Raw genomic sequence first — 25,657 nt, 5'->3', positions numbered from 1 at the left:
ACTCCCCGTCCGTAATGCCCGTTACGCGTAGCAGTGCGCCATGTGGCGCGCCACCGTTTCGCGATGCCAGCCCGCGTCGCCGGCGGTGACGGCGTTTGCCCGCGCGCGCCGCAGGTGCAGATGCACGTCCAGCTCCCACGTGTAGCCGATGCCGCCGTGGAGTTGCACCGCCGCCTCGGCCGCATCGACCGCGGTCTCGCCGATGAAGGCCTTGGCTGCGGCCACCAGCGCGCCGGCATCGCCGCGCCGCTCGTCGAGCGCGAGGCAGGCGGCATACAGCAGGCTGCGACCGATCTCGACGTTCACCTGCACATCGGCGAGGCGGTGGCTGACAGCCTGGAAACTTCCTATCGGGCGGCCGAACTGCACGCGCTCCTTCGCATAGGCGGTCGTCATCGCCAGTGCGGCCCCGGCGCTGCCGAGCAGGTCCGCCGCGACGAGCACCGTCCATACCGCGTAGGCGTCGTGCGCCGCACCGGCGTCGGGCAACATGCGCTCCACGCCGACCTGCACGCCGTCGAGCCGCAGTTCGACGATGTCTTGTGCGTCGATCCGTTGCATCGGCACCACTTCCACGCCGCCTGCACCGGCCTCGACCGGCAGCAGCCGAACGTCGTCGCCGACCCGCGCGGCGACGAGAAACAGACCCGCGCTGCTGCCGTCGGCAACGAAAATCTTCCTGCCCGACAGCTTCAGGCCGCCGGCGCCCGCCTGTGCCGCCACCTCGACGCTATCCGGCCCCCAAGTGCCGTTCGGCTCTTCCACCGCGAGGGTCACAGGCAAGCTGCCGGCAATGATCTGCGGCAGCAGTTCGGCCTTCAGCGCTGCGCCGCCGTTGCGGTCGAGCGCGACCGCGCCGGCCAGCGTCGACGTCATCGCTCCCGGCAGCAGCGCACGCCCGGCCTCTTCCGCCAGCAGCGCCGCGGCGATCACGCCCAGACCGCTGCCACCGCCCGCCTCGCTGCAGCCGGCACCGAACCAGCCCATCTCCGCCAGCTCGGCCCACAGCTCGCCCGGCATCCGCGATGGCGGTGCGTCGAGCGCGCGGCGGGCGGACTCCGCCTTCCAGCGCTGGGCGAGCAGGTCGCGGGCGATGTCGCGCAGCGCGACCAGCTCTTCGCCAAGTTCGAAATCCATCACGCCTCCCCGGACGAACGCGGCAGGCCGAGCACGCGCTCGGCGATGACGTTGTGCATGATTTCGCTGGTGCCGCCGCCGATGCTGTAGCCGAGCGAATCGAAGTAGCCGGCCACGAGCCGCCCTTTGCCGACGACATGCGGCGATTTCTTGGTCAGACAGGCGTAGGGACCGGCGTTATCGAGCGCCGCCCGGGCGATCTTTTGCCGCAGCTTCGCCGCGAATAGCTTGCCCACCGAGGCCGAGGCACCCGGCTGGCGCCCGGCGAGCTGGTCGCTCAGCGCGCGGAAGCCGAGGTAGCGCAGGCCTTCGAGTTCGATCCAGTACTGCGCCGCCTGCTGCCGCGCCACGGCGTCGGCGATTTCGCCGCCCGCGGCTGCCTGCCGCCACAGCCGTTCGAGGCTGCCTTCCAGCGAGATCACGCCGGACAGGCCGCTGCGCTCATGATCGAGCGTGCTGCGGGCGATCTTCCAGCCGCCGTGCAGCTCGCCGACGAGGTGCTCGCGCGGAATGCGCACCGAGTCGAAGAACACCTCGGAGAAATGCACGCCGCCGCCGGCGTTGCGCAGCGGGCGCACGCTGATGCCCGGCGTATCCATGCGGCAGAGCAGATAACTGATGCCTTCGCGCTTCGGCGCCGACGGATCGGTCCGCACCAGCAGGAAGCACCAGTCCGCGATCGGTCCGAGGCTGGTCCACAACTTCTGCCCGGTAACGACGAAGTCGTCGCCTTCCAGCACCGCACGCGTCGTCAACGAGGCGAGATCGCTGCCCGCGCCGGGCTCGCTGAAACCCTGGCACCACAGCTCCTCGCCGGACAGGATCCTCGGCAGGAAGCGGCGGCGCTGCGCCTCGGTGCCGTGCAGCACCAGCGTCGGGCCGAGGATCGACAGGCCGATGGTGTTGATGAGCGGCGGTAGTTTCGCGCGGGCCATCTCTTCCGACACGATCACCTGTTGCGTCAGCGTCGCGTCCTGCCCGCCGTAGGCCTTCGGCCACGCCAGACCGACGTAGCCGGCTTCCCACAGGCGCCGTTGCCAGTCGCGCGCGGCCTGCACCGGATCGGCCGCCTTCGCCACCGCGGCCGCGTGATGGGCGTTGGCGGCGATCCATTCGCGGCAGCGCAGCCGGTAGGCTTCCTCGGCGGCAGAGAACTTGAGATCCATGGCTCAGGCGACGAGTCGGGTATGGAGTTGCGACGCCGTGACGCGGATGCTCTCGATCACGTCCAGATGCTCGCGTCCCGGCAGGTACATGCGGCACAGCAGATGGTTGATGCCGACATCGCCCTTCAGGCGCAGCAGCCGGCCCAGCACCTCGTCGTGGCTGCCGTACAGCGCGCAGCCCGCCAGTAGTGCCTCGTCGCCCACGCCGCGGATGACGGCGAGATCCTTCTGATCCTCGCGGCCCTCGGCGCGCACCGCGTCGATGCGCGCACGCAGGCCCGGCAGCGCCTTTTCACGTGCGACCTTGCCGTCGGTGGCCAGGAAGAGCTCGCGCGCCAGGGCCACCTCGACCTCGCAGCGGTCGCGGCCGGCCTTCGCCAGCGCCGCGTCGTACCAGCCGACCTTGGTCCTGACCTCGTCCTCGGTCTCCAGCGACGACACCAGCAGGCTGTAGCCGCGCGACGCGGCCCACTCGATCACCGCGCGCGACGTGGCATTGACCCACAGCGGCGGATGCGGCAGCTGCATCGGGCGCGGCAGCACCGGCAGGTATTCCGCCTCGGTCTGCCCGCGCCGCCACTGGTCGACGAACTTCCTGTCGCCGGGCTCGCGACGCCAGCCGCGCTCGCCCTTCGCGTGCAACGGGAACACGTAATGCTCGCCGACATACTGCACGTTGCTTTGCGACCACACGGTACGCACGAGATCGACGGCCTCGCGGAAGCGCGCCTCGCGCTGCTCCCACGGCACGCCCGCGGCGGCAAACTCGCCGGCGCGTTCGCCGGCCGACACGCCCATGATCAGGCGCCCGCGCGACACGATGTCGACCAGCGCATAGTCCTCAGCGCTATTCACCGGGAAATCCAGCGCGAGCTGGCGGTTGGCCGGCCCGACACGGATCGAGCGGGTGGCGGCGGCGGCTGCCGCGGCGAGAGGAGCGACTTCCGGCGCACCGAGGGCGCCGTGATGTTCCTCGAACAGTGCCGAATCGAAGCCCAGACGGTCGGCTTCGGCGACCTGCGCCAGCGCGTCGTGATAGGAGCAGTCCGGCCCCAGCGAATACAACAGACCCAGTCTCATTTCCGCCCTCCCTCACGCAGCGTCGGCATCACTTCCTTCGCAAACAACTCCATCGACTCCAGCATCCGGTCGCTACGGAAATTCGCCCAGCTCAGGCGCGCCAACAGCATGTCGACGCCGTAGTCGAGGACCGGCCGGAACATCTCGCGCACCCGCGCCGGACCGCCGCGCGGACGGTTCGGGTTGGTGATGAACTGCTCCTTCATCCCCGGCGGCGGCTCGGTGACCTGCGACCCGTCGGGATTGAACATGCGGAAGAAGCCGAAGCCGATGAACTGGTCGCGCATCGCCGGCCAGTAGTCCTGCTCGATCGTCACGGCAGCTTCTTCGTCGCTCGCCGCGAGGTAGACGTCGACGAACTTGGCCCGCTTCAGGCTGGCCGGGTCGCGACCGAACTCGCGTGCGAAATCGGCATAGCGGTCGAACACCGTCATGCCGCATTCGGCATCGCCGGTGGTGCAGTACGGCCAACCGCGCTTCGCCGCCGCCTTCACCGACCAGTCGGCGAAGCCGCCGCACACCCACATCGGCACCTCGCGCTGGACGGGGCGCGTCTTGAGCGAGACGTCCTTGTAATTGTAGTACTCGCCGCTGAAGGAGAAGGTCTCCTCGGTCAGCGCGCGGCGCACCACCTCGAAGGCCTCGATGAAGCGTGCGCCGATGCGCCCGATTTCGACGCCGTGGCCGTGGAATTCCTCCGGCCGGTAGCCGGCCCCGAGGCCCAGCACCAGACGGCCGTTGGAAAGGCGGTCGAGCACCGCCGCCTGCTCGGCAACCTTGAGCGGATCGTGCTGCGGCACCAGCAGCGCACCGGTGACGAGCTTGATGCGGCTGGTGGCAAGCGCGACCGGCGCGAACGCGGTCAGCAGCGACGGGCAGTAGCCGTCGTACCAGAACGAGTGCTCCGTCAGCGCGAACCCGTCATAGCCGAGCTCTTCGGCGCGCCGTGCATGCACCACCAGATCATCGTACATGTCGGCGTGCGAACGCCGGTACGAATGGGGACTTTGCATCCCGTACGGTCCGATCACGATATCCATGGATTCCACATCCTCCTCAATGCTGTTCGACTGTCGGGAAACAACGGCCCGGGGCGTTCACCGCCCCGCCCGCACCGCTTCCGCCTCCGCGGCTTTCGCGCGGTTAGCGGCGTCCTGCTGCAGTGCCACCTTCTGGATCTTGCCGGTGGGCGTCATCGGCATCGCGTCGAGCCTGACGAGCACCTCCGGGTACATGTACTTCATCGCCTTGTGCTGACCGAAGAACGCTTCCACCTCGGCCAGCGGAATGTCGCGGTTGTCGCGCGTGACGACATAGGCGCACACCCGCTCGCCGAGGCGCTCGTCGGGCATGCCGACCACCGCCGAATCGAGCACGTCCGGGTGCTGGCACAGCAGGTCCTCGATTTCCTTCGGATAGACCTTCGAGCCGCCGCGGTTGATGACCTCTTTCGCCCGCCCGGCAAAACACAGGTAGCCGTCGGCATCGACGAAGCCGAGGTCGCCGGTGTAGAACCAGCCCTCGTCGTCGCGCGTCTCGGCGGTCTTCTGCGCCTGGTTGTGATAGCCGACGAACAGCGTCGGGCCGCGGAAGCAGATCTCGCCGACCTCCCCCGCCCCCATGCGGCGCGAGCGGTCCTTCTGGTCCACGATCTTGAGTTGCGCGCCGAACACCGGACGGCCGACCGAGTCGCGCACCTTCTCGTCGGGATCGTCGGGCGAGGTGCGCGTATGCACGATCGTCTCGCCCATGCCATAGGTGTTGGCCGACTTGACGCCCCAGGTGCGCTGCAGCTCGGCGATCAGCTCGGGCGAGCTGCGCGCGCCGCCTACTGCCACCGACTTGATGCACGAGGTGTCGTACTTCGTGAAATCCGGGTGGCGCAGGATGCCGTACAGGTGAGCCGGCGTTCCCGACAGCATCGTCACGCGCGCCCTGTCGATCATCCCCAGCAGCTCGCCCGGGCTGTAACGGTCGAGCACCACCATCGGGAAACCGCCGAACACGCAGTAGTAGGTCGTGAAATGGCCGAAGCTGTGCGTCATCGGCGAACACGCCAGCATCACCGTGTCGCCCGCCATGTACCCGGTCAGTTGCCGGATCAGCGACATGATGGTGTTGTGGGTGTGCAGGAAGCCCTTGGGGTTGCCCTCGGTGCCGGACGTGAAGTTGAGATAGAACACGTCGTCGGCGCGCGGTGCGATGCCCTCGAGGCGCTGCAGGTTGCCGCGCCCCTCCTCGATCAGCGCCGTAAGACCGCATTCGTCCGCGCCCTTCGGCTCGCCGCGCGCGACGATGAAGTGGCGTAGCCCCGGCAGTTGCGGGCGCACCGAGCGGATCATGTCGGCATAGCCGAAATCCTTGAAGGAATCGGCCACGATCACCGCATCGGTGCCGCAGAACTGGAACAGGTTGGTGATTTCGCGCTCGCGGAACACCGTGTGTGTCGGCTGGATCACCGCGCCGATGCGCGACAGCGCGATCTGCAGGAAGCAGAACTCCACCCAGTTCGGCAGCTGCACCGCGACAATATCGCCCGGTCCGATGCCGATCCCCAGCAGGCCCGCGGCGAGCGCATCCGATTCGGCCTTGAACTCGGCAAAGGTGTAGCTGCGCGACGTCGTGATCAGCGCGGTGCGGTCGGGACAGCGCGCGACCGTATCGTCCAGCCCCTGATGCAGGGTGTAATCGGTCCACAGCCCGGCGTCGCGCCAGGTCTTGCCGTAGGTCTCGGAAAAGCGGGGAAACTGGTGTCGAGTCATGTCCGTGGAAAGCTTCCGTTAATGGTCACAAACGGGTCACACGTCCGGACAGACCGCTGCGTTCCCGGTCACGGACATCCCTGCCATCGGCAGGACGCTGCATCCGTTCCGGGGGGTCTCCTGTCCCCGCGACCCGCCATTACAAACCGACGTGTCTGTTTGTTGTTGTGGCGATCATATCACACGGTTTACCGTTGTAAACAGCCGCACAACAAATTTCAATCACGTCTGTTTTTATTTCCCCGCGGGACGCCGCGGCGCTGCGCGCTCAGGCGCCGCAAAGCACGCGGTACGAGGGGTCGGCAAGATCGCGCGTGCCCGCGGTGAGCGGAATGCCGGGCCGTGCGGGCCGGATGAGGGGCGGATCGGCAAAATCGGCCAGGGTGTGCTCCACCCGCTCGACGCGGTTCCAGTCGAGAACCGACTGGCGGTGGCGGATAGCCCACGCGTCGTCGATGCACTCGAAGCGGTCGAGATAGCGCCCGCCGGCAAGGATGTCATACACGCCATCGCCCCGCGGCACCTGCAGCACGAGGTTCCAGTAGGTCTCGACGCCCGCCCTGTCGCCGTCGAGTTCGATCATGATATTGCTGACGGCATGGCGGGTGACGACCATGTCGGCATGCACCGGCCACAACCATTCGACGAAGCCCTCCGCCGAACCGGCGTACAACGGGCCATGGTCGTCGGTGCCGCCGGGATGCCAGCACGACAGGGTCAGTTCCCTGTCCATGCGGTCCATGCCCCGGCAGTAGCGGTGAACCACCTCGGTGATCGCGCAGCGCGCCGCCACCTCCGCAGCGGTGGGTGTTTTTGCGCCCATCGTTTCCCCCGTTCGTTGACGGGCCGGACCGCGGCCCGGATGCAGGTGGATGCCCGCGCCTCAGGCCGGTGCGCCGGGCGCAAGCTCCAGGAAACCGCCGGCCGTCATGCCGCCATCGACGGCGATCTCGGCCCCGCACAGATAGGTCGATTCGTCACTGGCGAGGAACAGGCTGACATTGGCGACCTCTTCCGGCCGGCCGATGCGCTGGATCGGCTGACGCCGGAACACGCGCTCCCACACCTCCGCCGGCACCACGTCGGTGCCGGCCATCGGCGTATCGACCGCGCCGGGGTGGATGGAGTTGACGCGCACCCCACGCGGCCCGAACTCCATTGCGGCCACCTTGGTGAGGCCGCGCAAGCCCCACTTGCTGGAACCGTAGGCGGCCATGCCGTTGGTGCCGTGCAGCCCCTCGGTCGAAGAGATGTTGATGATCGAACCCTTGCCGCGCGCGAGCATCTGCGGGGCGACCGCCTGCATGCCGAGAAAGGCGCCCGTGAGGTTGACGGCCAGCACCTTCTGGAAGGTGGCCGGATCGAGGTCGACGATCGTGCCGACGAGACAGATACCGGCATTGTTCACCAGCACGTCCACACCACCGAAACGCTCGACCGCCTGTGCCACGCACGCCTTCCAGGCGTCCGCGTCGGAGACGTCCAGATGCACGAATTGCGTCGCCGCGCCCAGTTCGTCGGCCAGCGCACGCCCTTCCGCATCGAGCACGTCGGCGATGACCACACGTCCCCCTTCCGCGACGAAGCGCCGCACCGTCGCCTCGCCCATGCCGCGTGCGCCGCCCGTGACGATGGCGGTCTTACCCTCGATACGCCCCATGCTGCCTCCCTTCCCCGTATGTGTTGTGATGAAGCCCCTGCTGCCCGGCGCCCGGCTCAGCCGCGGTCCAGCGCCAGAAAGCGGCGGGCGTTGTCGTAGAGCACCTTGCGTTTGGTCGATTCGCCGATGTCGAGCTGCAAAAACTCCTCCTTGCAGCGGCGCAGCCCGAGGCCGTTGGTGCCGAACATCACCTTGTCGCGGCCGCGGCCCGAATCCATGAACTTCACGAGGCGGTCGTCCAGCCCCTTCGGGAAATAGCCCGAGATGTCGCCATACACGTTGGGGTGGCGCCACAGCATCGAGCACCACTCGTCCACCCATGGCCAGCCGGTGTGCGACAGGTTGATGCGCAGTTCGGGAAACTCGATCGCGACATCGTCGGCGAGCATCGGGCGGCCGCAGTCGGACGGCAACACCTCGGCCGAATGTCCGACCTGGAAGCCCACCGCGATGTCCAGTTCGACGCACTTGGCGTAGAGCGGGTAGAAACGGCGGTCGTTGGGCGCCAAGCCGTAGGACAGCGGGTGGAACCACACGTAGTTGAAGCCGTATTCCCGCACGACATGCTCGATTTCGCGCAAGCTCTTGGTGATGCGGAACGGGTCGTAGCTTGCCGCGCCCATGATGCGGCCGCCCGATTCGCGGATCGCCTCGCCGATCGGTTCGACCGGGCTGTTGAGGATGAAGTCGCGGTGGTAGTAGTACGACCACATCTTGGTCGCGCACACCGACACCTGCTCGTAGCCATACTCGTCCATGCTGGCGAGGCAGGCCGCGACCGAATCGTGCCCGGCCAGCGTGTCGCCCGTTTCGCCCTCCTTCGCCTCCTTCACCTCCTTGCGCCGCCCCGACTCGTCGGCGAGCGACTTGAAGGTCGTGCGCAGCATGATCTGGAATTCGCGGTACTCGAACGGCACGGCCGCGAGATCGCTACGGATCTCGCGCAGGTGGTTCATGATGTCGATCGTCGGATAGTCGTTGAGATTGCTCATGTCGCTCACCGGGCCACCACCGGGCGGTCCTCGTCGTTCAGTGTTGCGGGGCCGGCGATCCCCTGCCGGTCGTATCGCGTCTCATGCCAGCAGCCTCGCCTGCAGGCCGGCGCGCGTGCTGCCGTCCAGGCCGCCCGCCACCGCGAGGTAGCGGTCGACCGAACCGTATTCCTTCTCGATGCACTGCAGCGCAGCGTCGAGGTATTCCGCCTCGACGCCGAAGAGCGCATCCATCATCGCGGCATCGGGTTCGCGGCCCACCTGGCTGCGCACGATGTCGCCGAGCGTCTCCTCGAGGCGGGGATTGCGCACCACGCGCGCGGTGCGCAGGTAGTCGTCATATACCGCCTCGCGCGGCACGCCGAGCGCGAACAGCAGCATCGCCGCGATGAAGCCGGTGCGGTCCTTGCCCACCGTGCAGTGCAACACTGCCGGCGGGCAGTCCGCTTCGGCGAGCCGCGCGAACAGGCCCGCAAGGTGCCCGGCAAACGCGACCGGCATCACGGCATAGGTCGTCCGCAGCATCTCGCGCGCGCCCTCCGGGTCCGGTCGCGCGCGCAGGATGGAGATCAGCGGCTGGTTGCCGGCGCGCAGGTCCGCGTCGATGTCGCAGGACAGCAGCTCCGGCCGCCCGCCCGCCGGCCAGCGGCTGGGCTGGGAGTGCTTTTCGTGCGCGCTGCGCACGTCGATCACCAGCCCGATCGCCAGCTCGCGCAGGATGTCGAGATCGCGGTCGGTGAGCCAGGTCAGCGACTCGGAGCGGTACACCAGGCCGTGCCGCACGACCCGGCCCTCCCCGTTGCGATAGCCCCCGAGGTCGCGAAAATTGGGCGCGCCGTCGAGTCCGACGCGCCCTTGCGCGACATTGCCCCCCTTGTCGGCACTCACGGCTTCTGTACCGCCCCGCCGTCGACGATGAAGCCCTGACCGCTGACGAAACCGGCGCCATCCGAGGCCAGGAACACCGCCACCGGCGCGATGTCGTCCGGCTGGCCGAGGCGCCCCAGCGCCGCCTTGGCTTCCCAGAAGGTGCGGAAGGCGTCATCCTGGGCGAAGGCGTCGCGGGTGATCCCGGTCACCACCGCACCCGGCTGGATGAGGTTCGCGGTAATGCCGTACTGTCCCAGTTCGCTGGCGAGGCACTTGGTCAGGCCGGCCACGCCGTGCTTCGTCGTCGCGTAGGCCGACAACCCGGCCGAACCGAAGGACGACATCACCGAGCCGATGTTGATGATGCGCCCCGCCTTGCTCGACTTGAGCAGCGGCAGCGCGCCGCGGCTCAGGCGGAACACGAGGGTGAGGTTGATCAGCACCGTCTGGTCCCACAGCGCGTCGCTGGTTTCTTCCAGCAGCGCATACGGGGCGACGCCGGCGTTATTCACCAGCACGTCGAGACGCCCCCAGCGCTCCCCGGCCGTTTTCAGGATCTGTTCGACGGCACCCGGCGCGGTGAGGTCGGCCTGCATCGTCACCAGACCGGGCCGTCGCGCATCCTCCGCCGAGAAGGCACTCCGGTCGACCGCCAGCACCTCGGCTCCGGCGTCGAGAAAGGCATGCGCAATCGCCTGGCCGATGCCCGACGCTGCCCCCGTCACCAGCGCGACGCGTTTTTCCAGCACTTTTTCCACGTTCAGCTCTCCACGTCAGGGGTTCAGATCGAGGTGCCGCCGTTCACATCGAGCATCGCGCCGGTAATCCCGCCGCCTTCCTCGGACGCCAGCAGCACCGCCATCGCCGCCACCTCGCCGACGGTGTTCAGGCGCTTGATCGCCGCGTTCTTGGCGTACTCGACCTTGTAGTCCTCGTACGAAATCCCGTGCGTTTCGGCGACCTTCGGACCGACGGTCATCATCAGGTCGGTCTCGACCGCACCGGCGAGGATGGCGTTGCAGGTAATGCCGATCGGCCCGTTCTCGAACGCGACCGCCTTCGTGAAGCCGTTGATGGCATGCTTGTTCGTGATGTAGTGAGAGACCGCGATCTTGTTGGCCTGGCGCCCCTCGACCGAGGAGATGTTGATGATGCGGCCCCACTTCTTCGGGATCATGTAGCGCAGCGCGCGCCGCGTACCCCAGAAGGTCGCGTTGAGCATCCAGTTGAGGGCCTCGTTCCACGCCTCGTCGGAGAGATCCACGACCGGGTTGAAGCCCGACGAGCCGCCGGCGTTGTTCACCAGGATGTCGATAGTGCCGTAGCGTTCGACGGTCTTGTCGATGAAGGCTTCGACATCGGCCTGCTTCGTGACGTCGCCGGCGATGAAATACGCGTTGTCGCCGGCATTCATCTCCTCGATCGCCTGGCGGCCCTTGGCCTCCGAACGCCCGCTGATGGCGACCTTCGCGCCTTCCGCGAGGTAGGCCTCGGCGATGCCGCGCCCGATGCCGCGGGTTGCGCCGGTGATCGCGACCACCTTGCCGGCAAGCTTGCCGGCCTTCGCTGCATTACTCATGACTTCTCCCGTTTCAGGTCTTGGCGATGCCAAGTGATTTATGGATGGCACCGCTGTCGTGGTAGTCGGCTTCGCGAGTGACCACGCCGTTGCTGATCTCGAGGAAGCTCATCCCCTCGGAACGCCACTTCCGCCCGCGCGCCGCGGGGCCGAACATGTCGTCCTGCACCGTTGCGCTCATCACCCAGCTGAGGGCGACGCCCTTGTCGTTCACCCAGTACTGGTCGGGCAGCAGCACGAGATCGGGCCACAGCGCGAGGCCCTCGGCGAAAAATTTGCGAATGGTGTCCCAGCCGCGGTGTTCGCCGCCGACGATGTCGTACAGCACGCAGTCCGGGGCTAGATACGGCTTCGGCGCATCGGCATTGCCGCTGCTCCAGGCGGCAAACAGTTTTTCGGCCAGGTCGATGCGCGGATCGCGTTGACTCATGAATGGCTACTCCTTGTCAGGCGGTAAGGGGTTGGTCGTGCGACCGGGCGCTCACTTCCAGCGGTCCGGTCCGGACAGCACCGCCTTGATGCGCCCAGCGACCTCGGCCTCGTAGTCGAAATCCCAGGTTGCCTGCCACATCGCGTCGACACGCGGCGTCGCGTCGTCGGCTTGGCCCTGCCGCAGGAACCACTCGTAGGTCTGCGCGTGGCCGGTGCGGAAGTCGTAGCGCGGCTTGAAGCCGAGCAGACGGCCGGCCTTCTCGATGCTCAGCGAGCTGTGGAAGAACTGTCCGAACAGGTGTCCGAAGGCCGGCTTCGTGAGGTGCGGCAGCAGGTCGTCGGGCACCGGCACGATCTCCGGCTTAGCGCCGACGATTTCCGCGAGCGTGCGCACGTACTCGTTCGCGGTCACGGCCTCGCCGGTGATGTTGAAGATCTCCCCGGCCGCCGCGCGGTTGCCGACGCAGCTCGCCATCGCCTCGCACAGATCGTCGACATGACCGTAGGACACGGTCACCAGCCCGCCATGCGGCACGAGGATCGGCCGCCCCTGGCGCAGGCGGATGAACATCGGCGCTTCCATGTCGAAGATGTTGTTGTCCGGGCCGTAGATCGCCGCCGGACGGATCACCGTCGCCGGAAACCCGGTCTTCCCGTGACGCTTGATCAGTTCGCGTTCCATGGTGGCCTTGAAGCCGCCATAGGTCGCGGGCCCCTCGGTCGAGGACGGATCCTCCTCGCGCCACGGAAACACGCCGCGCCCCTGTTCGTAAGCCATCACCGAGCTGGTGTAGACGTAACTGCCGGTGTGGCCGTCGAACAGGTCCAGCAGCGTCTGCACATCCTCGCCGCCCGATGCCATGATGAAACCGGATACGTCGAACACGGCGTCCCAGTCGGTGCCGCGCAAGGCTGCGCGCATCGATTCGGCGCTGGTGCGGTCGGCCACGATCTGCTTCACGCCCGCCGGCAGCTGCGCCGGCGTCTTGCCGCGGTTGAGCACGCTGACGTCGTGCCCGCCCGCCACCAGCGTCTGCACCATGTGCTTGCCGACGAATACCGAGCCCCCGAGTACCAATGCTTTCATGCTGTCGCCTCCACCCTGTCTATCTGTTTTTTTCTGCGCCGCGATCTCAGATGGTGCGTCCGGCGCGGTCACCCTCGCGGAACGCCTCCATCGCCGAGCGTGCCGCGACGACGTCGCCCGCCGTCACCACCTTCGCGTGCTTCTTGAGCATTTCCAGCAATTCGTCAGCGGGCGTCGGCGCGATGCCGGCGACGACGAAGTCGAACTCGTGCTCCTGCACCTCGCCGCTGTAGACGTCGCGGAAGGACGCCCGGCCGTCGCGGATGCCGGTGAGGACCGTGTTGGGCAACAGCTTGCAGCCCAGCTTCGGCAGCAGGTTCAGGTAGTCGTTGAGGTTGGTGAAGCCCATGTTGGCGCCGAAATGCAGGAAGGGCGTGATCACCGTGACCGCGCTGCCGCGCTTGGCGAGGCTTTCCGTGACCAACGCGGTCTCGTAGTTGGCGCGCATGTCCACCATCAGCGCGCGGGTGTCCTTCAGGTCGAACTTCTGCCCGTTGAACAGCCCCTGGGCGGCATCGTCCGACGAGATGACGGGGACCGATCCGTCGGACTTGACACCCAGTTCGGTGTTCGGCGTCGCGCCCGTGGCGAGCACGATCACGTCGGGGGCGAACGACTTGACGAAGGCCTCGTCGACCCGGGTTTGCGTCTGGATCTTCACCTTGAGGATCTGCAACTCCTGCTCGACCCACGCGGTCGATGACAGCAGGTTGGCCGCCGCGCCCATCGTTTCGACCTGGTTGAGCCGGCCGCCCAGCCGCCCCGAGGCTTCCGCGAGGGTGACGTCGTGGCCGCGGCGCGCCGCGATCTCGGCCGCCTTCATGCCGGCCGGGCCGCCGCCGATCACCAGCACCCGCTTCGGCTCGGTCTTGACCGCATCGAGCGCCTTGAAGCGGTTTTCCTCGTTGACCTCGGGGTTGTGGAAGCAGCTGATGTTGAAGTAGATCGCACGGTCGATGCAGCCCTGCTGCGCGCCGGTACAGGTGCGGATGCGGTGCGCCTGCCCGGCCTGCAGCTTCTTCACGATGTCGGGATCGGCGATCTGCGCACGCGTCATGCCCACGAGGTCGCAGTCGCCGGCCTGCAGCGCCTGCTCGGCCAGATCGGTGGTCGGGATCTTGCCGACGCCGATCACCGGCACGGCCCCGCCGATCGCTTCCTTGAGGCCGCGCGTGAGCGGCAGGAATTCGCCGAACGGGTGGCGGTAGGAGCCGATGGCGCGAGCGTAATGCACACCACCGGCGCCCTCGGAATGGTTCAGGTAATCGAACAGGCCGGTGCCGACCAGCTCCGACGCCACCTTGCACAGCCCTTCGTGGCCGAGGCCGCCGTCTTCCGGCCGGATGAAGTCGTCCGACGACAGGCGGAAGCCCATCACGGCCTTCGGTCCGATCGCATCGCGCACCCGCTTCGCCAGCGTCTTGGCGAAATACATCGGCTCGCCCCACTTGTCGGTGCGCTTGTTGCCCCACGGGCTGAACGACTGCTGGATCAGGTAACCGTGCGTGCCATGCAGTTCGACGCCGTCGATGCCGCTCTCGACGGCCACCACGGCGGTGCGGACGAAGGAGTCGATGACCTCCTCGATCTCGTCGTCGCTCATCTTGTGCGAACCTTCGCCCTCGGACGAGGGCTGGCCGGAGAAACCCCACAGCGGCTGGAAATCCGCACGGCAGTCGGACTTGCCCGTCACGCCGTAGTGGAACAGCTGCGAGATGCACTTCGTGCCGTGCCGGTGCAGGCGGGTGGAGATCTGCGCGAACTTCTTGCGGATGTCCTTTTCCTCGTAGAGGAAGTGGAACAGGTTTGGCGAGGTTTCGTGTACGTGCATCGCCGTGAAGATGATCAGGCCGGTGCCACCTTCGGCGCGCCGCTCCTGGTAAGCCATGTAGCCTTCGCCGCTGGAACCCGGCTGAAAAAAACTCACGTCCGCAGCATGCGCCGTCGACACGACGCGGTTCTTCAGTTCGATCGACCCCAGTTGCAAGGGACTCAGGATTTTCACGTCTCACTCCTCCGTTTCGCTTGCTGCGGGTCGCCTCGGCCCGCAGGTGATGGGCTCCGCCTCTCTGTTGCGGTTGCTTTTTTTGTGATCTCTGCCGGCGGCCCGACTTCTCCGGCCTCCCGCCGCCGCAAACTGACCCACCGTGCATTGCCCGCGCGAACCCGCCCGCACACCTCACGGCATGCGGCGATCTACGGAACGAAACGGGGAAAACAGGCGCGCCGACGGCGGCCGAAGCGCAAGCCGCGGCCGGCCCTCAGCCGAGCAGCGCCCAGGACGGGTCGTCCTTGTCGTAACGGCCGCGCTTGGTAATCTCGCCGATGAGGCGCTTCTCCTCGACCATCGCGCTGACGGGCTGATTGATGTCCCAGTCGAAAACGAAAGTGCGGCGCGCGATCTTCCACACGCCACCGCTGCGACGGTATTCGTCGATGTAGCGTCCGCCGATGAGCTGGTCGAGACGCTCGCCGCCCAGGTTCACCGTGCTCGCCGCGAACACGTACACCTCGCCGCGCGCGCTGTCGCCGTCGATGCGGAAGTGGTGGTTGGTGACGGTATGAAAGCTGCGCTCGCGCATCTCGCTGGGGGTCGTCACGATGCGCACGAATTCGCTCGCCGGCCCCTGAAAACCGCCGCAGTCGACCTGCGCGTCGGCGGTCCACACCGACCCGAACAGGTCCGCGTCGCCGCGGTCCGCGCCGCGGCAGTAGGTGACGCTCAGTTCGTACAGCGCCTGCTTCGTTGCCAGCTCGTCGAGCAGGCGGTTGGCCGAATCCATATTCATTGCTGTCTCCATCCCTGGTGTTGTCATTGCAACCCGTCCGGCGTCATTTGCGGCATGACCTGCATTGCCGGTCGCCATGCGCCTGTTCTTTCCGGGCAAGTTACGCCCGCATAACAAACAAGTCAACTTGTTTTTTTGTAGATCCGGAAACGGCCCGGAATGCCCGCCCGATGCCGAATCGCGGGCCTCATCACACCTCACCGCGCCTCGTCCGGAAAGCCCGGATACGGCCCGCAAACGACGCATTCGAGGTGACCGATGCCCGTTTCGGCGTCATTGTCGCGGTTGGTGAAACGGCCGAAATTCTCCGCCCACGCATCGGCACGCGCCTTCACGCGCCCCGCCGGATCGACCAGCCTTCCCGGCTGCGACACGTCCCACACCTCGCCCTCGTGATGCTCGTCGCCCCGGTAGATGCCGCGCCCGAGGTGATCGTCGAAACCCTGCCAGTAGCCGCCCCCCTCGAGGTACACCGGATCGGTGATGACCTCGGCGAGAAAACGCTCCCACGCCCCGTCCGGCCGCTGCAGCGACACCGTGCCACGCAGCAGGCGCCGCGTTCCCGGCACGAATTCGAGTTCGTGCTCGATATTGAGGTACGCGAACGCCTCGCGCGCGTCGCCGTAGGGGTACACGCACACCGCTTCGAACATCGTCAGCACGCCGGCCGCGCTGCGGTGGAACTGCCAGAAGACGGTGCGGTCCGGAAAGCGGATCCACACCCACTGGCGCAGCCCGATCGGTGCCGACGGCCGCCCGGGCGCGGCATGCGCCAGCACCGGGCCGCCGGTCCCGCCCAGCCCCCACGAGTGGTCGCGCACGCCGGTCCAGCGCGTGGCGTCGACTTCATGGCGCTGCCCGCCGACCTCCAGCCAGCCCGTCACCGAGCACACCTGCGCGTAGTTGCTGCGTTCGCCGACCAGGCGGCCGCCGGACCACTGGCGCACGTATTCCTCGTTGTAGGGTTCGGTGACGCCTTCCCAGATGAGGTCGTAGCGGATCCCGTACGGATTGTCCCCGGCGCGGATGCGCAGCCGGCGCAGCCCCTCGACGATCTCCACCGCCATCGCGCCGCAGTCGAGCTCGTCGATGCGCGGCCGCAGCCGCCGCGAAAAGCGCATGTTGTGCTGCCGCCCGCCCGACGCGACGCAGGTGAACGCATCCATGACGTCGTTGTTGGCGTAGAGGCGCAGCCCGGAAAAGAAGCCGACGCGCCCCGCGGCGTCACCGAGCGCGAAGTAGTAGCCGTCGTTCCAGTGCGGCGAGCTGGTGCCGACACTGTCGAAAGTCAGCCCCAGCTGATGCCGCGGATATTCGTCCAGTCGCGTCAGTTTCACGGCGGATGCCTGTCGAAAAGGGTTGTGACGGGAGGTACGTCAGGGATTCGTGATGCCGTCGAATTCGCCGATGATCGCGGCCTCCAGCATCCCGAGCCCGACCTCGTCGGGATCGTCGAGATTGGTGAAGCGCGCGAACTGCTCGGCGTATTCCGCTCCCGGAGGAGCCGGAACCTCGTTCCCCTGCAGGTCGAACACGCGTACCGGATGCGAGACGTCCCACACCTCGCCCTCGAGCACGTTCTCGCCGCGGTACACGCCGCGCCCGAGTTTGTCGTTCCAGCCGGCCCAGTAACCGCCGCCTTGCATGTACACCGGCTTGCTCAGCACGTCGATGCGGAAACGGTCGGCGCCGCCATCCGGCCGGATGAGGTCGACGCGACCGCTCTCGAGACGCGGGAAGCCGCCCTGCCACGTGTGCTCGCCGATACGCACGTCGCGGTAGGCCCAGCCATCGCGCTCGGACTCGTACGGGTAGTCGACGCGGCTGTGGATCGTGCTGGCGTCCTGGAAGCCGGTTCCCGATGCCGAATAGCTGCCGTCCTGGTTGCGTTTGAAGCCGTAGAACAGCGACCTCTCGGGGAAGCGCACCAGCGCCCAGTGGCGCATGCCGGGCGAACCCCACAGCGACTTGCTGCCGGCCACCAGCGACGGCGCGGCATGGCGGTTGGGCTTTTCGCCCTCGCCGGTGTGGCCCATGCCCCACGAATGGTCGCGCGCTCCGGTCCAGCCGTCGTGCGGGCCGAACTTCCAGCTGCGGTCGCCGATGCGCACCGTGCCGGAGACGTAGCCGAGCTGCACGTAGTTGGAACGGGCGCTGACCAGCCGGCCGTCGGCGAAATGCTGCACCGCCGGAGCCTCGTAATACGGCGGCGCCGCGCTCTCCCAGCGGATGTCGAAGGCGATGCCGTGGCTGTTGTCCTCGCAGCCGAACTCGATCGTGCGCAGGCCGCGCACGATGCGCTGCCAGAACGGTCCGACGCGGATGTCGTCGATCGCCGGACGCAGGCGGCGGCTGGCGCGCAGGTTGTGCTGCCGCCCGTCGCCGGTGCTGGCAATCACGTAGGCATCCATCACGTTGGTGTTGTGATAGAGCCGGATCGCGGTGATGAGGTTGACCTCGCCTTTCGGGTCACCGATGCAGAACCAGTAGCCGTCGCTCCAGCCGGGGCTCGGGTTGGCCACCACGTCGAAGGTGTCCAGCGTCTGGTGGCGCGGCCACTCGTCCATCTCCGTCAGCCTGCACTGTCTGCTCATGCAGCGTCTCCTGCGAATATAAAGAAGGGGCCGGCGCCCGCCGCCCGGCCACGATGCCGGAACAAGGCGCCGGCCCCGCCGCTGCGATCAGCCCTCGAGCACCGTCGCGCAGAGCTTCTTGACGACGTCGAGATGCACCGCGGTGGCGATCGCCAGCAGGTTTGGCGCCGGATTCACGCCGTCGACGTAGAGCTTGTGCGAGGTCTGATCCAGGCACACGCCTTTCAGGATGTTCACCGCCTTCCAGAAATGCAGGCGGCTGCGGTCGAGCGGCTTGCCGATGGTGCGCTCGATGCGTGCGATCCAGTCCTCTTCGGGCAGGTACGGCGCACCGCGCATCCAGATCACGTAGGCCCAGTCGTCGTACGGGTCGCCGAGGGCGGTGAATTCCCAGTCGTTCAGGATGGCAATGCGGCCGTTGTGGTGCATGTAGTTGCCCGGCCCGGGATCGCCATGCACGAGGGTGATTTCCTCGGCCGGCACCGCATTGTTGTGCAGCCACTGCACGCACTCGGCCACCAGCGGCGAAGGCTCGCCGACGACATGCGCGCAGTACACGCTATACAGGTGGTCGACGGCCCGGCGCGCCGGTGCCGCCAGCGACTCCGGACGCTCCAGGTGCTCGAAGTCCGGCGTCTTGTAATCGACGCGATGCAGCTTGTGCAGCAGCTGCAGATACTCGTCGACGACCTCCTCGGAGAACACGCTCGATCCGGGAACGAAGTCCATCGTGAAGAAAGGCTGCCCGAGAACGTCGTTGGTAGTCTCGTAGGACAGGATCTTCGCGACGGGGAAATCGACCTTGTGCAGGGCGCGCATCGTCGCGACCTCGTTGCGGCTGTCCGAACCGAGGTGCCCCCATTGCTCGATGCGGGCGACGACCTTTCTCTCGACCGGTCCTTCCTCACCCTCGTAGGCGACGTCGAGGATGTACATCGCCCGCGACTGCCCCATGGTGATGCGCTTCTCGCCGCACAGTCCGACCTCGCCCTTCGCCTTCAACATCCGGGCGAGGTAGGCCTTCAGTTCATTCTCACGTTTTTTCAGGCTCATATTTCACCCGCCATGCCACGTACAAATGCCCCCATCATCGGCGCGGCAGCGCCGATTTCCTCGTCGAGCTGCGCGTACAGCTCGGCGCGCAGGGTCTTCTGGATCGCCGCGGCGGTGTCGCCGGGGTGGTTCTGCCCCCACACGAGCATCTGCGACGCCGCCACGAACGGCGACTTCTCGGCGAATGCGGCGAGCAGTTCGTTGTCGCCGTTCTTGTCGACGACCGCTTTCAGGCTCGCCACACTGGCCGCCAGCGCGCTGCGATGCTCGGCGCCGCGGTCGCGGTCGAGGCCGCCCAGCGCATACTCCAGCGCGCCGATCAGCAGGCTGGCATTGAAACGCGCCCATTCATCCTCGGCCAGAGGTGCGATGACCTCGCGCAGGGTAACGATGCTGTTTTGAATGATCACCCGGGGATCGGGTGGGACTGGTAAGGTCATGTTCCGGTACTCCGCGACATGCGTTGAATTCGTGTGTAATGGCGACCGTCGCCGTTCAGGCGCCGGTGATGGCGCCCCGCTCCGGGCGCGTCATCGCGCGGCGGCGGTTGAAGTGCGCTTCCCAGTCGTCGCACATGCCCTGCGGGCCGGACCAGTAATCGATCTCGAGGCACACCTTGCCGTCACGGAACTCCAGCCGCGACATGCCCTCGCCGCAATGCCAGCGCCCCTTGTTCTCCGGCCCCTTGCTGTCATCGGTGATCTGCAGATACATCATCCACGACAGCGCCATGCCGTTATCGCCATTGACATAGACCTCCTCCGGCACCACGCGCAGCTTGCCCGCGGCCCAGCCCCAGAAGTCCATCACCTGCTTGTGGCCGCGCATCGGCTCGGCGTGCCCCGCCAGATCGCCCGAATGCGACAGCGTGTCGCGCATGACGAAATCCTCGGTGACGAAGGGCACGAACGAGTCCGGCGTACTGCCGCACCACCCTTCCAGGAAAAGCCGCTTGCCAATCTCGATTTCCGCCTCGCTAACCGCCATCTCACACTCCGTTCGGTATATTTTCGAAAGTGCGGCGGGCGGGCCACGCCCCGTGGCCACCCGCCACCCGCAGCGGCCGCCCGCCGGACCGGGGTCACGGCGAGGCGCTTGACCGCGTCGGGGACAGCGTCAGGTTTCCGGTTCCGAGGTCACATCCGGCAGGCGCATCAGGTGGTTGCCGCAGTCGACCGGCAGGGTCTGGCCAGTCATCGACGACGACAGGTCGCTGGCGAGGAACAGCGCGACGTCGGCGCAGTCATCCACCGTGGTGATGCGGCCCAGCGGCGATTCCTTGATGAAGGCGATGCCGATCGGGGTGTTCTGCGTCGACATGTCGACGCGCGTCTCGTCGATCGGGGTCATGCCGCCATAGCTGTTCATCGCCGTCGGCACGAAGGTCGGCGCGAGGCAGTTGAAGCGCACCTTGGCGTGGCCATATTCGCGCGCGGCGATCTTCGTCACGAAATGCATCGCGGCCTTGCAGCCCGAGTAGCTGGAGATGCCCACCGGCACCAGCACGGCGGTGGTCGAGGTGACGCTGATCACCGAACCACCGCCCGTCGCCGCGTGGGCGTTGCCGAAGTGCTTGAGGAAGTAGAACGAGCCGTTGAGCTGGACATCGGTCACTTCCTTGATCCCTTCGGGCGTCAGGTCGGCGATCATCGCCGGGCGCACCACGCCGGACGAATTGATGCTGAAGTCGATGCGCCCCCAGCGCTTCACGGCGGCGTCGGCCACCGCCTTGACGTCGTCGTGGTTGGTGATGTCGCAACGCATCGGAATCGCACCGGTCTGCGCCGCGAGCTTTTCGAGGTTGTTCATGCGACGGGCCGCGACGATGACCTGTGCGCCCTCTTCAATGAAACGCTCCGCCATGCGCCAGCCGATGCCGCTCGAGGCACCGATAATCACGCCGACCTTGCCATCAAGAATGCCCATTGTCTTCCTCCGGTGTTTTGAGTGTTTACGAAAGCCTTCGCCGCGATCGGCGACGCACTTCCGGTGTGAAAAGAAACTCGTCCTGCAAACATCCCGGCGGTGGCGGGAAGCGGCCTGAAGCGCACTGTCCGCCGCACCCCCCTGCCCTGTCGCCGGTCGGGTCAGGGCAGGCACATAAACAACATTGATTCATTCATACGCCTGCCATATACCCAAGTTACGCCGCGAAAACAAACAAGTCAACTTGTTTTTTTAGAGCTCCGAAAGCCCCTTTGCAGCTTTCCGCTGGGCCGCAACACAACTGCAATCCAACCCACGGAAATCGCTCAGCAGGCCCCCCAGCCGCCGTCGACCGACACCAGCGCTCCGTGCACAAACGCGGCCCTGTCCGAGGCGAGCCACAGCACGCAGTCCGCGACCTCCTCCGCGGTGCCCAGCCGTCCCACCGGGTGCAGGGCCACCAGGCGCCGCTCGCGGTCCGGGTCGCGCGTGCGGTCGTCCAGCATCGGGGTGCGGATCATGCCGGGGCACACCGCGTTGATGCGGATGTTTCGGCCGCCGTACTCCACCGCACAGGTCTTCGTCAGTCCCACCACGGCGTGCTTGCTCGCGACATACGCCGATCCGCCCGCGCGGCCGCGAAAACTCAGCGCCGACGCGGTATTCACGATCGCCCCGCCCCCCTGGCGCAGCATCTGCGCAATGCCGTACTTCATGCACAGCCAGACTCCCTTCTGGTTGACGGCGATGACGCGGTCGAAGTCGGCCTCCGACAGCTCCGTGATCGGCGTGGACGGCAGCGTCACCCCGGCGTTGTTGTGCATCACGTCGATGCGGCCCCAATCCCCGGCCACCTGCGCGACCAGCCCTTCGACCTCGACGGCACGGCTGACATCGACCTTGAAGAAACGCGCGCTGCCGCCCTCGGCAATGATGCGCGCCGCCGTCTCCTGCCCTTCGCGTTCCGCGACGTCCGCAACGGCAACCCGCGCCCCCGCACGCGCGAACGCCAGCGCCGTGGCCTGCCCGATGCCGGTGCCGGCGCCGGTCACCACCACCACCCTGCCCTCGAACTCCGCGTTCACGCGCCCTCCCTGCCCCGCTCCCGTCACCGCGCGTTCAGTCCGGCACCTTCACGACGAGGCGCCCGTCGTTGCCGCCACTGAACAACTGGTTGAACACGTCGGGGACGTTGTCGAAGTCGTCGCGCACGTCGACTTTCGCCACCATCCTGCCGTCGCGGATCCAGTCGCCGATCTCGCGATAGGCCGCCTCGCAGGCCGGCGTGCCGAAATAGTCGGACACGAGGAAACCCTCGATACGTGCCGTCTTGACCAGCAGGTTCCACATGTTGCGCGGCCCCGGCGGTGCCTCCAGCGCGTTGTACTGGGAAATCATGCCGCACACCGCGATGCGCGCCCACTTCGCGAGGTTGCCCATCGCCGCATCGAGGATCTCGCCGCCGACGTTGTCGAAATACACGTCGATGCCGTCGGGAAACTCCTTCGCGATGGCCGCAGCGATGTCGTCGGTGGCCTTGTAGTCGATGCACACGTCGCAGCCGTAATCGCGCACTGCCTCGGCGCACTTGGCGGGTCCGCCGGCGATGCCGACCACCTTCGCCGCCCCCTTGAGCCGCGCCATCTGCGTCACCAGCGAGCCGACGCTGCCGGCCGCGCCGCTCACGAGCACCTTGTCGCCGGCCTTCATGCCCGCAACCTCCATCAGCCCGTACCAGCCGGTACCGCCGCTGGTACCCATCGCGTGCAGGTACATCGGCAAGTCGAAGCCGTGCGAGGTATCCATCGGCGACAGCACGCCGAGGTTGCCGCAACGCACCGGCGAAATCTGGCGCTCGCCGGCGATCATGTATTTCGCCCAGTGCCCGACGCCGGCAACGACGGTGCCGGGCTTCATCTGCGGGTTGCGCGACTCCACGACGCGGCCGATCGTAACCCCCATCACCGGCCCGCCCAGCGGCAGCGGCTCGGTATAGCCGCCGCCGGGCGCCATCCACCCGCGCGTGGCGGGGTCCATGGCCAGGTAGAGCATCTTCACGAGCGTCTCGCCCGCCTCCAGCGGACGCACGGGCGACTCGCGCAGCTCCATGTCGCTGCGCTTGACGGCCCCCTCGGGCCGCCGCACGAGAATCCATTGCTTGTTCATTTCGGTCATCTTGTACTCCGTGGCCGCAGTGTGCGCCGCTCAGCGGCTGACGTAGCCGGCGTCGACGCTCAGCGTCGCCCCGGTTACATAGGAGGCGAGATCCGAGGCCAGCCACAGGCTCGCCTGGGCCACCTCGTCGGCGCGCCCGAAACGGTTGAGCAGGCTCAACTGCGGCGCGAACTGCTCTTCCGTGAGGTTGTACTCGCGCAGCGCGCCGCGCAGCATCGGCGTGTCGATCGCACCGGGCGCCACCGCGTTGACGCGGATGTTGTGGGCACCGTTTTCCAGCGCCGCGACCTTGGTCAGGCCGATGACGCCGTGTTTGGCGGCAACGTAGACGCCGTTGGTCGGCTGCGGCCGGAAGGAGCTCACCGAACCGATGTTGATGATGGAGCCGCCATGCCCCTGACGGATCATCTGCGACAGTTCGTACTTCAGGCACAGCGCCACGCCCTTGAGGTCCACGGCGATGACGCGGTCGAACTGCGCCTCGTCCATTTCCGCCAGCGGATGCGTGTCGGGCGACACCGCCGCGTTGTTGACTGCGACGTCGAGCTTGCCGAAGCGCTCCACCGTCGCCTTCACGAGCCCCTCGACCTCGGCCGCGACGGCGACGTTGGCCTTGTGGAAGATCGCCACGCCGCCGGCGCGTTCGATCTCCGCGACCACCTCGCGTCCGGTCTTCTCGTCCACATCCGCGACCACGACCCGCGCGCCGGCTTCGGCGAACAGCTTCGCCGTCGCGGCCCCCATCCCCATCGCCGCGCCGGTGACGATCGCCACCTTGCCATCGAGCGTCAATGCAACCATCGTCTTTCCCTCACTTTCGGACTTGCCGTATTTGCGACCCGCCGAACCATCCGGCACGCCCCGTTCATGCCGCGCCCACGCGGGCGTACCACCCGGCAGGCACCACCACTTCCTCGCGCACCAGCATGCCGCGCGTGGCCGACGGATCGACCAGCGGCTGGCCGCGCGCCGCGTCGCGCAGCGCCCATTCGCCCCGCAGGCTGTCGAGACTGTCCCACCAGCTGCACTCGACCGCATCGAACGGCGGCTCGCCGGCCCCTTCGACGGCCATATACCGCGTCAGCCGCAGCGGTGCGGCCCCGGGCAGCAACAGCGGCGCCTCCCCGTCCAGCCAGTGCGCCGCAAAGGCGTCCGCCGCGAGCCGCGGGTTACGCCGGAACACCAGGATCAGCTTGACCGCGCCATCGGGCAGTTCACCCGCTGCCTCGCACAGCACCCGTTCGCGCGCGACACAGGCGACCGCCGGCGGCACCATGAAGCGCGCCTCGTCGGGTCCCGCCCCGTGCAGGTATTCGGGACTCGTCACCAGCCGCTGCAACGCGCCGATGTCGTCGATCCACAGCTCCGGCGCCCCGTCCGCCATCCACACGAATCCCTCGAGTTGCGTGTCGATGCGGTGATTCTGGATGTAGCCGCGCAGGTAGCCGGCCTCGACGAGCCGCAGCGCGTGCGCCTTGTGGATCGTGCGCCAGTAGTCGCTGAAGGCCTCCAGCGTGAAGTCCGGCCGCCGCTGCAGAAAGCTCATCACCTTGAGCGCATCGCCGCACCCGGCGGCGGCCTGCCCTGCGTTCACCGGCTGGTCTCGCCGTTGTCGATGACGATCTGCGACCCGGTGATGTGGCGCGACTCGTCCGAGGCGAGAAAGACCACGAGGTTGGCGACATCCTCGGGCCGCCCCTGACCGTGGTGGCGCACCTGCTCGAGGCCCGCCGACGCGGCATCGAGCGAGCTGATCGCCGAAGCCGTCATCGGCGTGTCGTGCGCGCCCGGCAGCACCGCGTTGCAGCGGATGTGGTAGCTCTGTTCCTGGCAGTGGGCGGCCACGCTGCGCGTCATCGACACGATCGCGCCCTTGGCCGCGGCGTAGGAGACGATCGGGCTCAGCCCCTTGATCGCCGCCACCGACGAGATGTTGATGATCGATCCGCCGCCGCTCCTCGCCATCGCCGGAATCGCATGCTTGCAGCCGAGGAAGGTTCCCTCGGTCATGACCGCGCCGTGCAGGCGGAATTCATCCAGCGAGGTGTCCTCGACGGTACCGAAGCGAACCAGCCCGGCATTGTTGACCAGCACGTCGAGGCGCCCGAAGGTCTCCACCGTCTTGGCCACCACGGCCTTCCACTGCGACTCGTCGCGCACGTCGTGCTGCAGGAAGATCGCCCCCGGAATCTCCGCCGCCACGCGCCCGCCGAGCTCGACGTTGACGTCGGTGAGCACCACCTTAGCGCCTTCCGCCGCCATCAGACGCGCATCCGCCGCGCCCAGCCCGGACGCCGCGCCGGTAACGATTGCGACCTTCCCTTCCAGTCTCTTCATAGTGATCTCCACACAGAA

Annotated in this window: 26 protein-coding genes; all 26 read right to left on the bottom strand. The window is 67.2% G+C overall.

Annotated elements, in window-relative coordinates; translation table 11 throughout:
- Positions 1–21: 21 nt before the first annotated feature.
- Complete coding sequence (locus BW991_RS22050) at positions 22–1,137, bottom strand: acyl-CoA dehydrogenase family protein (RefSeq protein WP_076604270.1); 1,116 nt, start codon at positions 1,135–1,137, stop codon at positions 22–24.
- Positions 1,137–2,303 carry an acyl-CoA dehydrogenase family protein gene (locus BW991_RS22045; protein ID WP_076604269.1) on the bottom strand — a complete coding sequence of 389 codons (1,167 nt, stop codon included), beginning with the start codon at positions 2,301–2,303 and terminating at the stop codon, positions 1,137–1,139. The genes BW991_RS22050 and BW991_RS22045 overlap by 1 nt, the downstream gene beginning before the upstream one ends.
- A 3-nt stretch (positions 2,304–2,306) precedes the next feature.
- Positions 2,307–3,383 carry an LLM class flavin-dependent oxidoreductase gene (locus tag BW991_RS22040; RefSeq protein ID WP_084205199.1) on the bottom strand — a complete coding sequence of 359 codons (1,077 nt, stop codon included), beginning with the start codon at positions 3,381–3,383 and terminating at the stop codon, positions 2,307–2,309.
- The gene (locus BW991_RS22035; RefSeq protein ID WP_076604267.1) at positions 3,380–4,423 is read right to left on the bottom strand and encodes an LLM class flavin-dependent oxidoreductase; all 1,044 of its coding nucleotides are present in this window, start codon (positions 4,421–4,423) and stop codon (positions 3,380–3,382) included. Before BW991_RS22035 ends, BW991_RS22040 begins: the two co-directional genes overlap by 4 nt.
- Before the next feature lie 57 nt (positions 4,424–4,480).
- A complete protein-coding gene (locus BW991_RS22030; protein WP_076604266.1) occupies positions 4,481–6,145 on the bottom strand; it encodes a class I adenylate-forming enzyme family protein in 1,665 nt (554 codons plus the stop codon).
- 268 nt (positions 6,146–6,413) lie between these two features.
- On the bottom strand, positions 6,414–6,968 hold the full coding sequence (locus tag BW991_RS22025; RefSeq protein ID WP_076604265.1) for a nuclear transport factor 2 family protein: 555 nt from the start codon (positions 6,966–6,968) through the stop codon (positions 6,414–6,416).
- A 60-nt stretch (positions 6,969–7,028) separates the two neighbouring features.
- Positions 7,029–7,805, bottom strand: coding sequence for an SDR family NAD(P)-dependent oxidoreductase (locus BW991_RS22020; protein WP_076604264.1), 777 nt, complete (start codon positions 7,803–7,805; stop codon positions 7,029–7,031).
- A 56-nt stretch (positions 7,806–7,861) separates the two neighbouring features.
- Positions 7,862–8,797: an amidohydrolase family protein gene (locus BW991_RS22015; protein WP_076604263.1), complete on the bottom strand. Its 936-nt coding sequence runs from the start codon at positions 8,795–8,797 to the stop codon at positions 7,862–7,864.
- Positions 8,798–8,878: 81 nt separating this feature from the next.
- Complete coding sequence (locus BW991_RS22010; protein WP_076604262.1) at positions 8,879–9,685, bottom strand: tyrosine-protein phosphatase; 807 nt, start codon at positions 9,683–9,685, stop codon at positions 8,879–8,881.
- On the bottom strand, positions 9,682–10,425 hold the full coding sequence (locus BW991_RS22005; protein ID WP_084205198.1) for an SDR family NAD(P)-dependent oxidoreductase: 744 nt from the start codon (positions 10,423–10,425) through the stop codon (positions 9,682–9,684). Before BW991_RS22005 ends, BW991_RS22010 begins: the two co-directional genes overlap by 4 nt.
- A gap of 23 nt (positions 10,426–10,448) precedes the next feature.
- A complete protein-coding gene (locus tag BW991_RS22000) occupies positions 10,449–11,246 on the bottom strand; it encodes an SDR family NAD(P)-dependent oxidoreductase (RefSeq protein ID WP_076604260.1) in 798 nt (265 codons plus the stop codon).
- A 13-nt stretch (positions 11,247–11,259) separates the two neighbouring features.
- Positions 11,260–11,676: a nuclear transport factor 2 family protein gene (locus tag BW991_RS21995; RefSeq protein WP_076604259.1), complete on the bottom strand. Its 417-nt coding sequence runs from the start codon at positions 11,674–11,676 to the stop codon at positions 11,260–11,262.
- 51 nt (positions 11,677–11,727) lie between these two features.
- Positions 11,728–12,765: an NAD-dependent epimerase/dehydratase family protein gene (locus BW991_RS21990; protein ID WP_076604258.1), complete on the bottom strand. Its 1,038-nt coding sequence runs from the start codon at positions 12,763–12,765 to the stop codon at positions 11,728–11,730.
- 46 nt (positions 12,766–12,811) lie between these two features.
- Positions 12,812–14,770 carry an oxidoreductase gene (locus BW991_RS21985; protein ID WP_076604257.1) on the bottom strand — a complete coding sequence of 653 codons (1,959 nt, stop codon included), beginning with the start codon at positions 14,768–14,770 and terminating at the stop codon, positions 12,812–12,814.
- 256 nt (positions 14,771–15,026) lie between these two features.
- Complete coding sequence (locus BW991_RS21980) at positions 15,027–15,554, bottom strand: nuclear transport factor 2 family protein (RefSeq protein ID WP_076604256.1); 528 nt, start codon at positions 15,552–15,554, stop codon at positions 15,027–15,029.
- 197 nt (positions 15,555–15,751) lie between these two features.
- Entirely contained in the window at positions 15,752–16,891 is a 1,140-nt protein-coding gene (locus tag BW991_RS21975; RefSeq protein WP_076604255.1) for an Rv3169 family protein, read from the bottom strand.
- 39 nt (positions 16,892–16,930) lie between these two features.
- Entirely contained in the window at positions 16,931–18,148 is a 1,218-nt protein-coding gene (locus tag BW991_RS21970; RefSeq protein WP_139335982.1) for an Rv3169 family protein, read from the bottom strand.
- A gap of 87 nt (positions 18,149–18,235) precedes the next feature.
- A complete protein-coding gene (locus tag BW991_RS21965) occupies positions 18,236–19,201 on the bottom strand; it encodes a phosphotransferase family protein (RefSeq protein WP_076604253.1) in 966 nt (321 codons plus the stop codon).
- Entirely contained in the window at positions 19,198–19,611 is a 414-nt protein-coding gene (locus BW991_RS21960; RefSeq protein ID WP_076604252.1) for a hypothetical protein, read from the bottom strand. The genes BW991_RS21965 and BW991_RS21960 overlap by 4 nt, the downstream gene beginning before the upstream one ends.
- An 85-nt stretch (positions 19,612–19,696) precedes the next feature.
- The gene (locus BW991_RS21955; protein WP_076604251.1) at positions 19,697–20,188 is read right to left on the bottom strand and encodes a nuclear transport factor 2 family protein; all 492 of its coding nucleotides are present in this window, start codon (positions 20,186–20,188) and stop codon (positions 19,697–19,699) included.
- Between the two features lie 129 nt (positions 20,189–20,317).
- Entirely contained in the window at positions 20,318–21,127 is an 810-nt protein-coding gene (locus BW991_RS21950) for an SDR family NAD(P)-dependent oxidoreductase (protein WP_076604250.1), read from the bottom strand.
- Between the two features lie 326 nt (positions 21,128–21,453).
- On the bottom strand, positions 21,454–22,212 hold the full coding sequence (locus BW991_RS21945) for a glucose 1-dehydrogenase (protein WP_076604249.1): 759 nt from the start codon (positions 22,210–22,212) through the stop codon (positions 21,454–21,456).
- 34 nt (positions 22,213–22,246) lie between these two features.
- On the bottom strand, positions 22,247–23,302 hold the full coding sequence (locus BW991_RS21940; protein ID WP_076604248.1) for an NADP-dependent oxidoreductase: 1,056 nt from the start codon (positions 23,300–23,302) through the stop codon (positions 22,247–22,249).
- Positions 23,303–23,332: 30 nt separating this feature from the next.
- Positions 23,333–24,103: an SDR family NAD(P)-dependent oxidoreductase gene (locus BW991_RS21935; protein ID WP_076604247.1), complete on the bottom strand. Its 771-nt coding sequence runs from the start codon at positions 24,101–24,103 to the stop codon at positions 23,333–23,335.
- A gap of 64 nt (positions 24,104–24,167) precedes the next feature.
- Positions 24,168–24,896: an EthD domain-containing protein gene (locus BW991_RS21930; protein ID WP_076604246.1), complete on the bottom strand. Its 729-nt coding sequence runs from the start codon at positions 24,894–24,896 to the stop codon at positions 24,168–24,170.
- Positions 24,893–25,639: an SDR family oxidoreductase gene (locus BW991_RS21925; RefSeq protein ID WP_076604245.1), complete on the bottom strand. Its 747-nt coding sequence runs from the start codon at positions 25,637–25,639 to the stop codon at positions 24,893–24,895. The genes BW991_RS21930 and BW991_RS21925 overlap by 4 nt, the downstream gene beginning before the upstream one ends.
- Positions 25,640–25,657 lie beyond the last annotated feature (18 nt).

Source organism: Aromatoleum tolulyticum (assembly GCF_900156155.1).
Classification (GTDB): Bacteria; Pseudomonadota; Gammaproteobacteria; order Burkholderiales; family Rhodocyclaceae; genus Aromatoleum; species Aromatoleum tolulyticum.
This window is presented reverse-complemented; position numbering and strand designations above follow the sequence as displayed.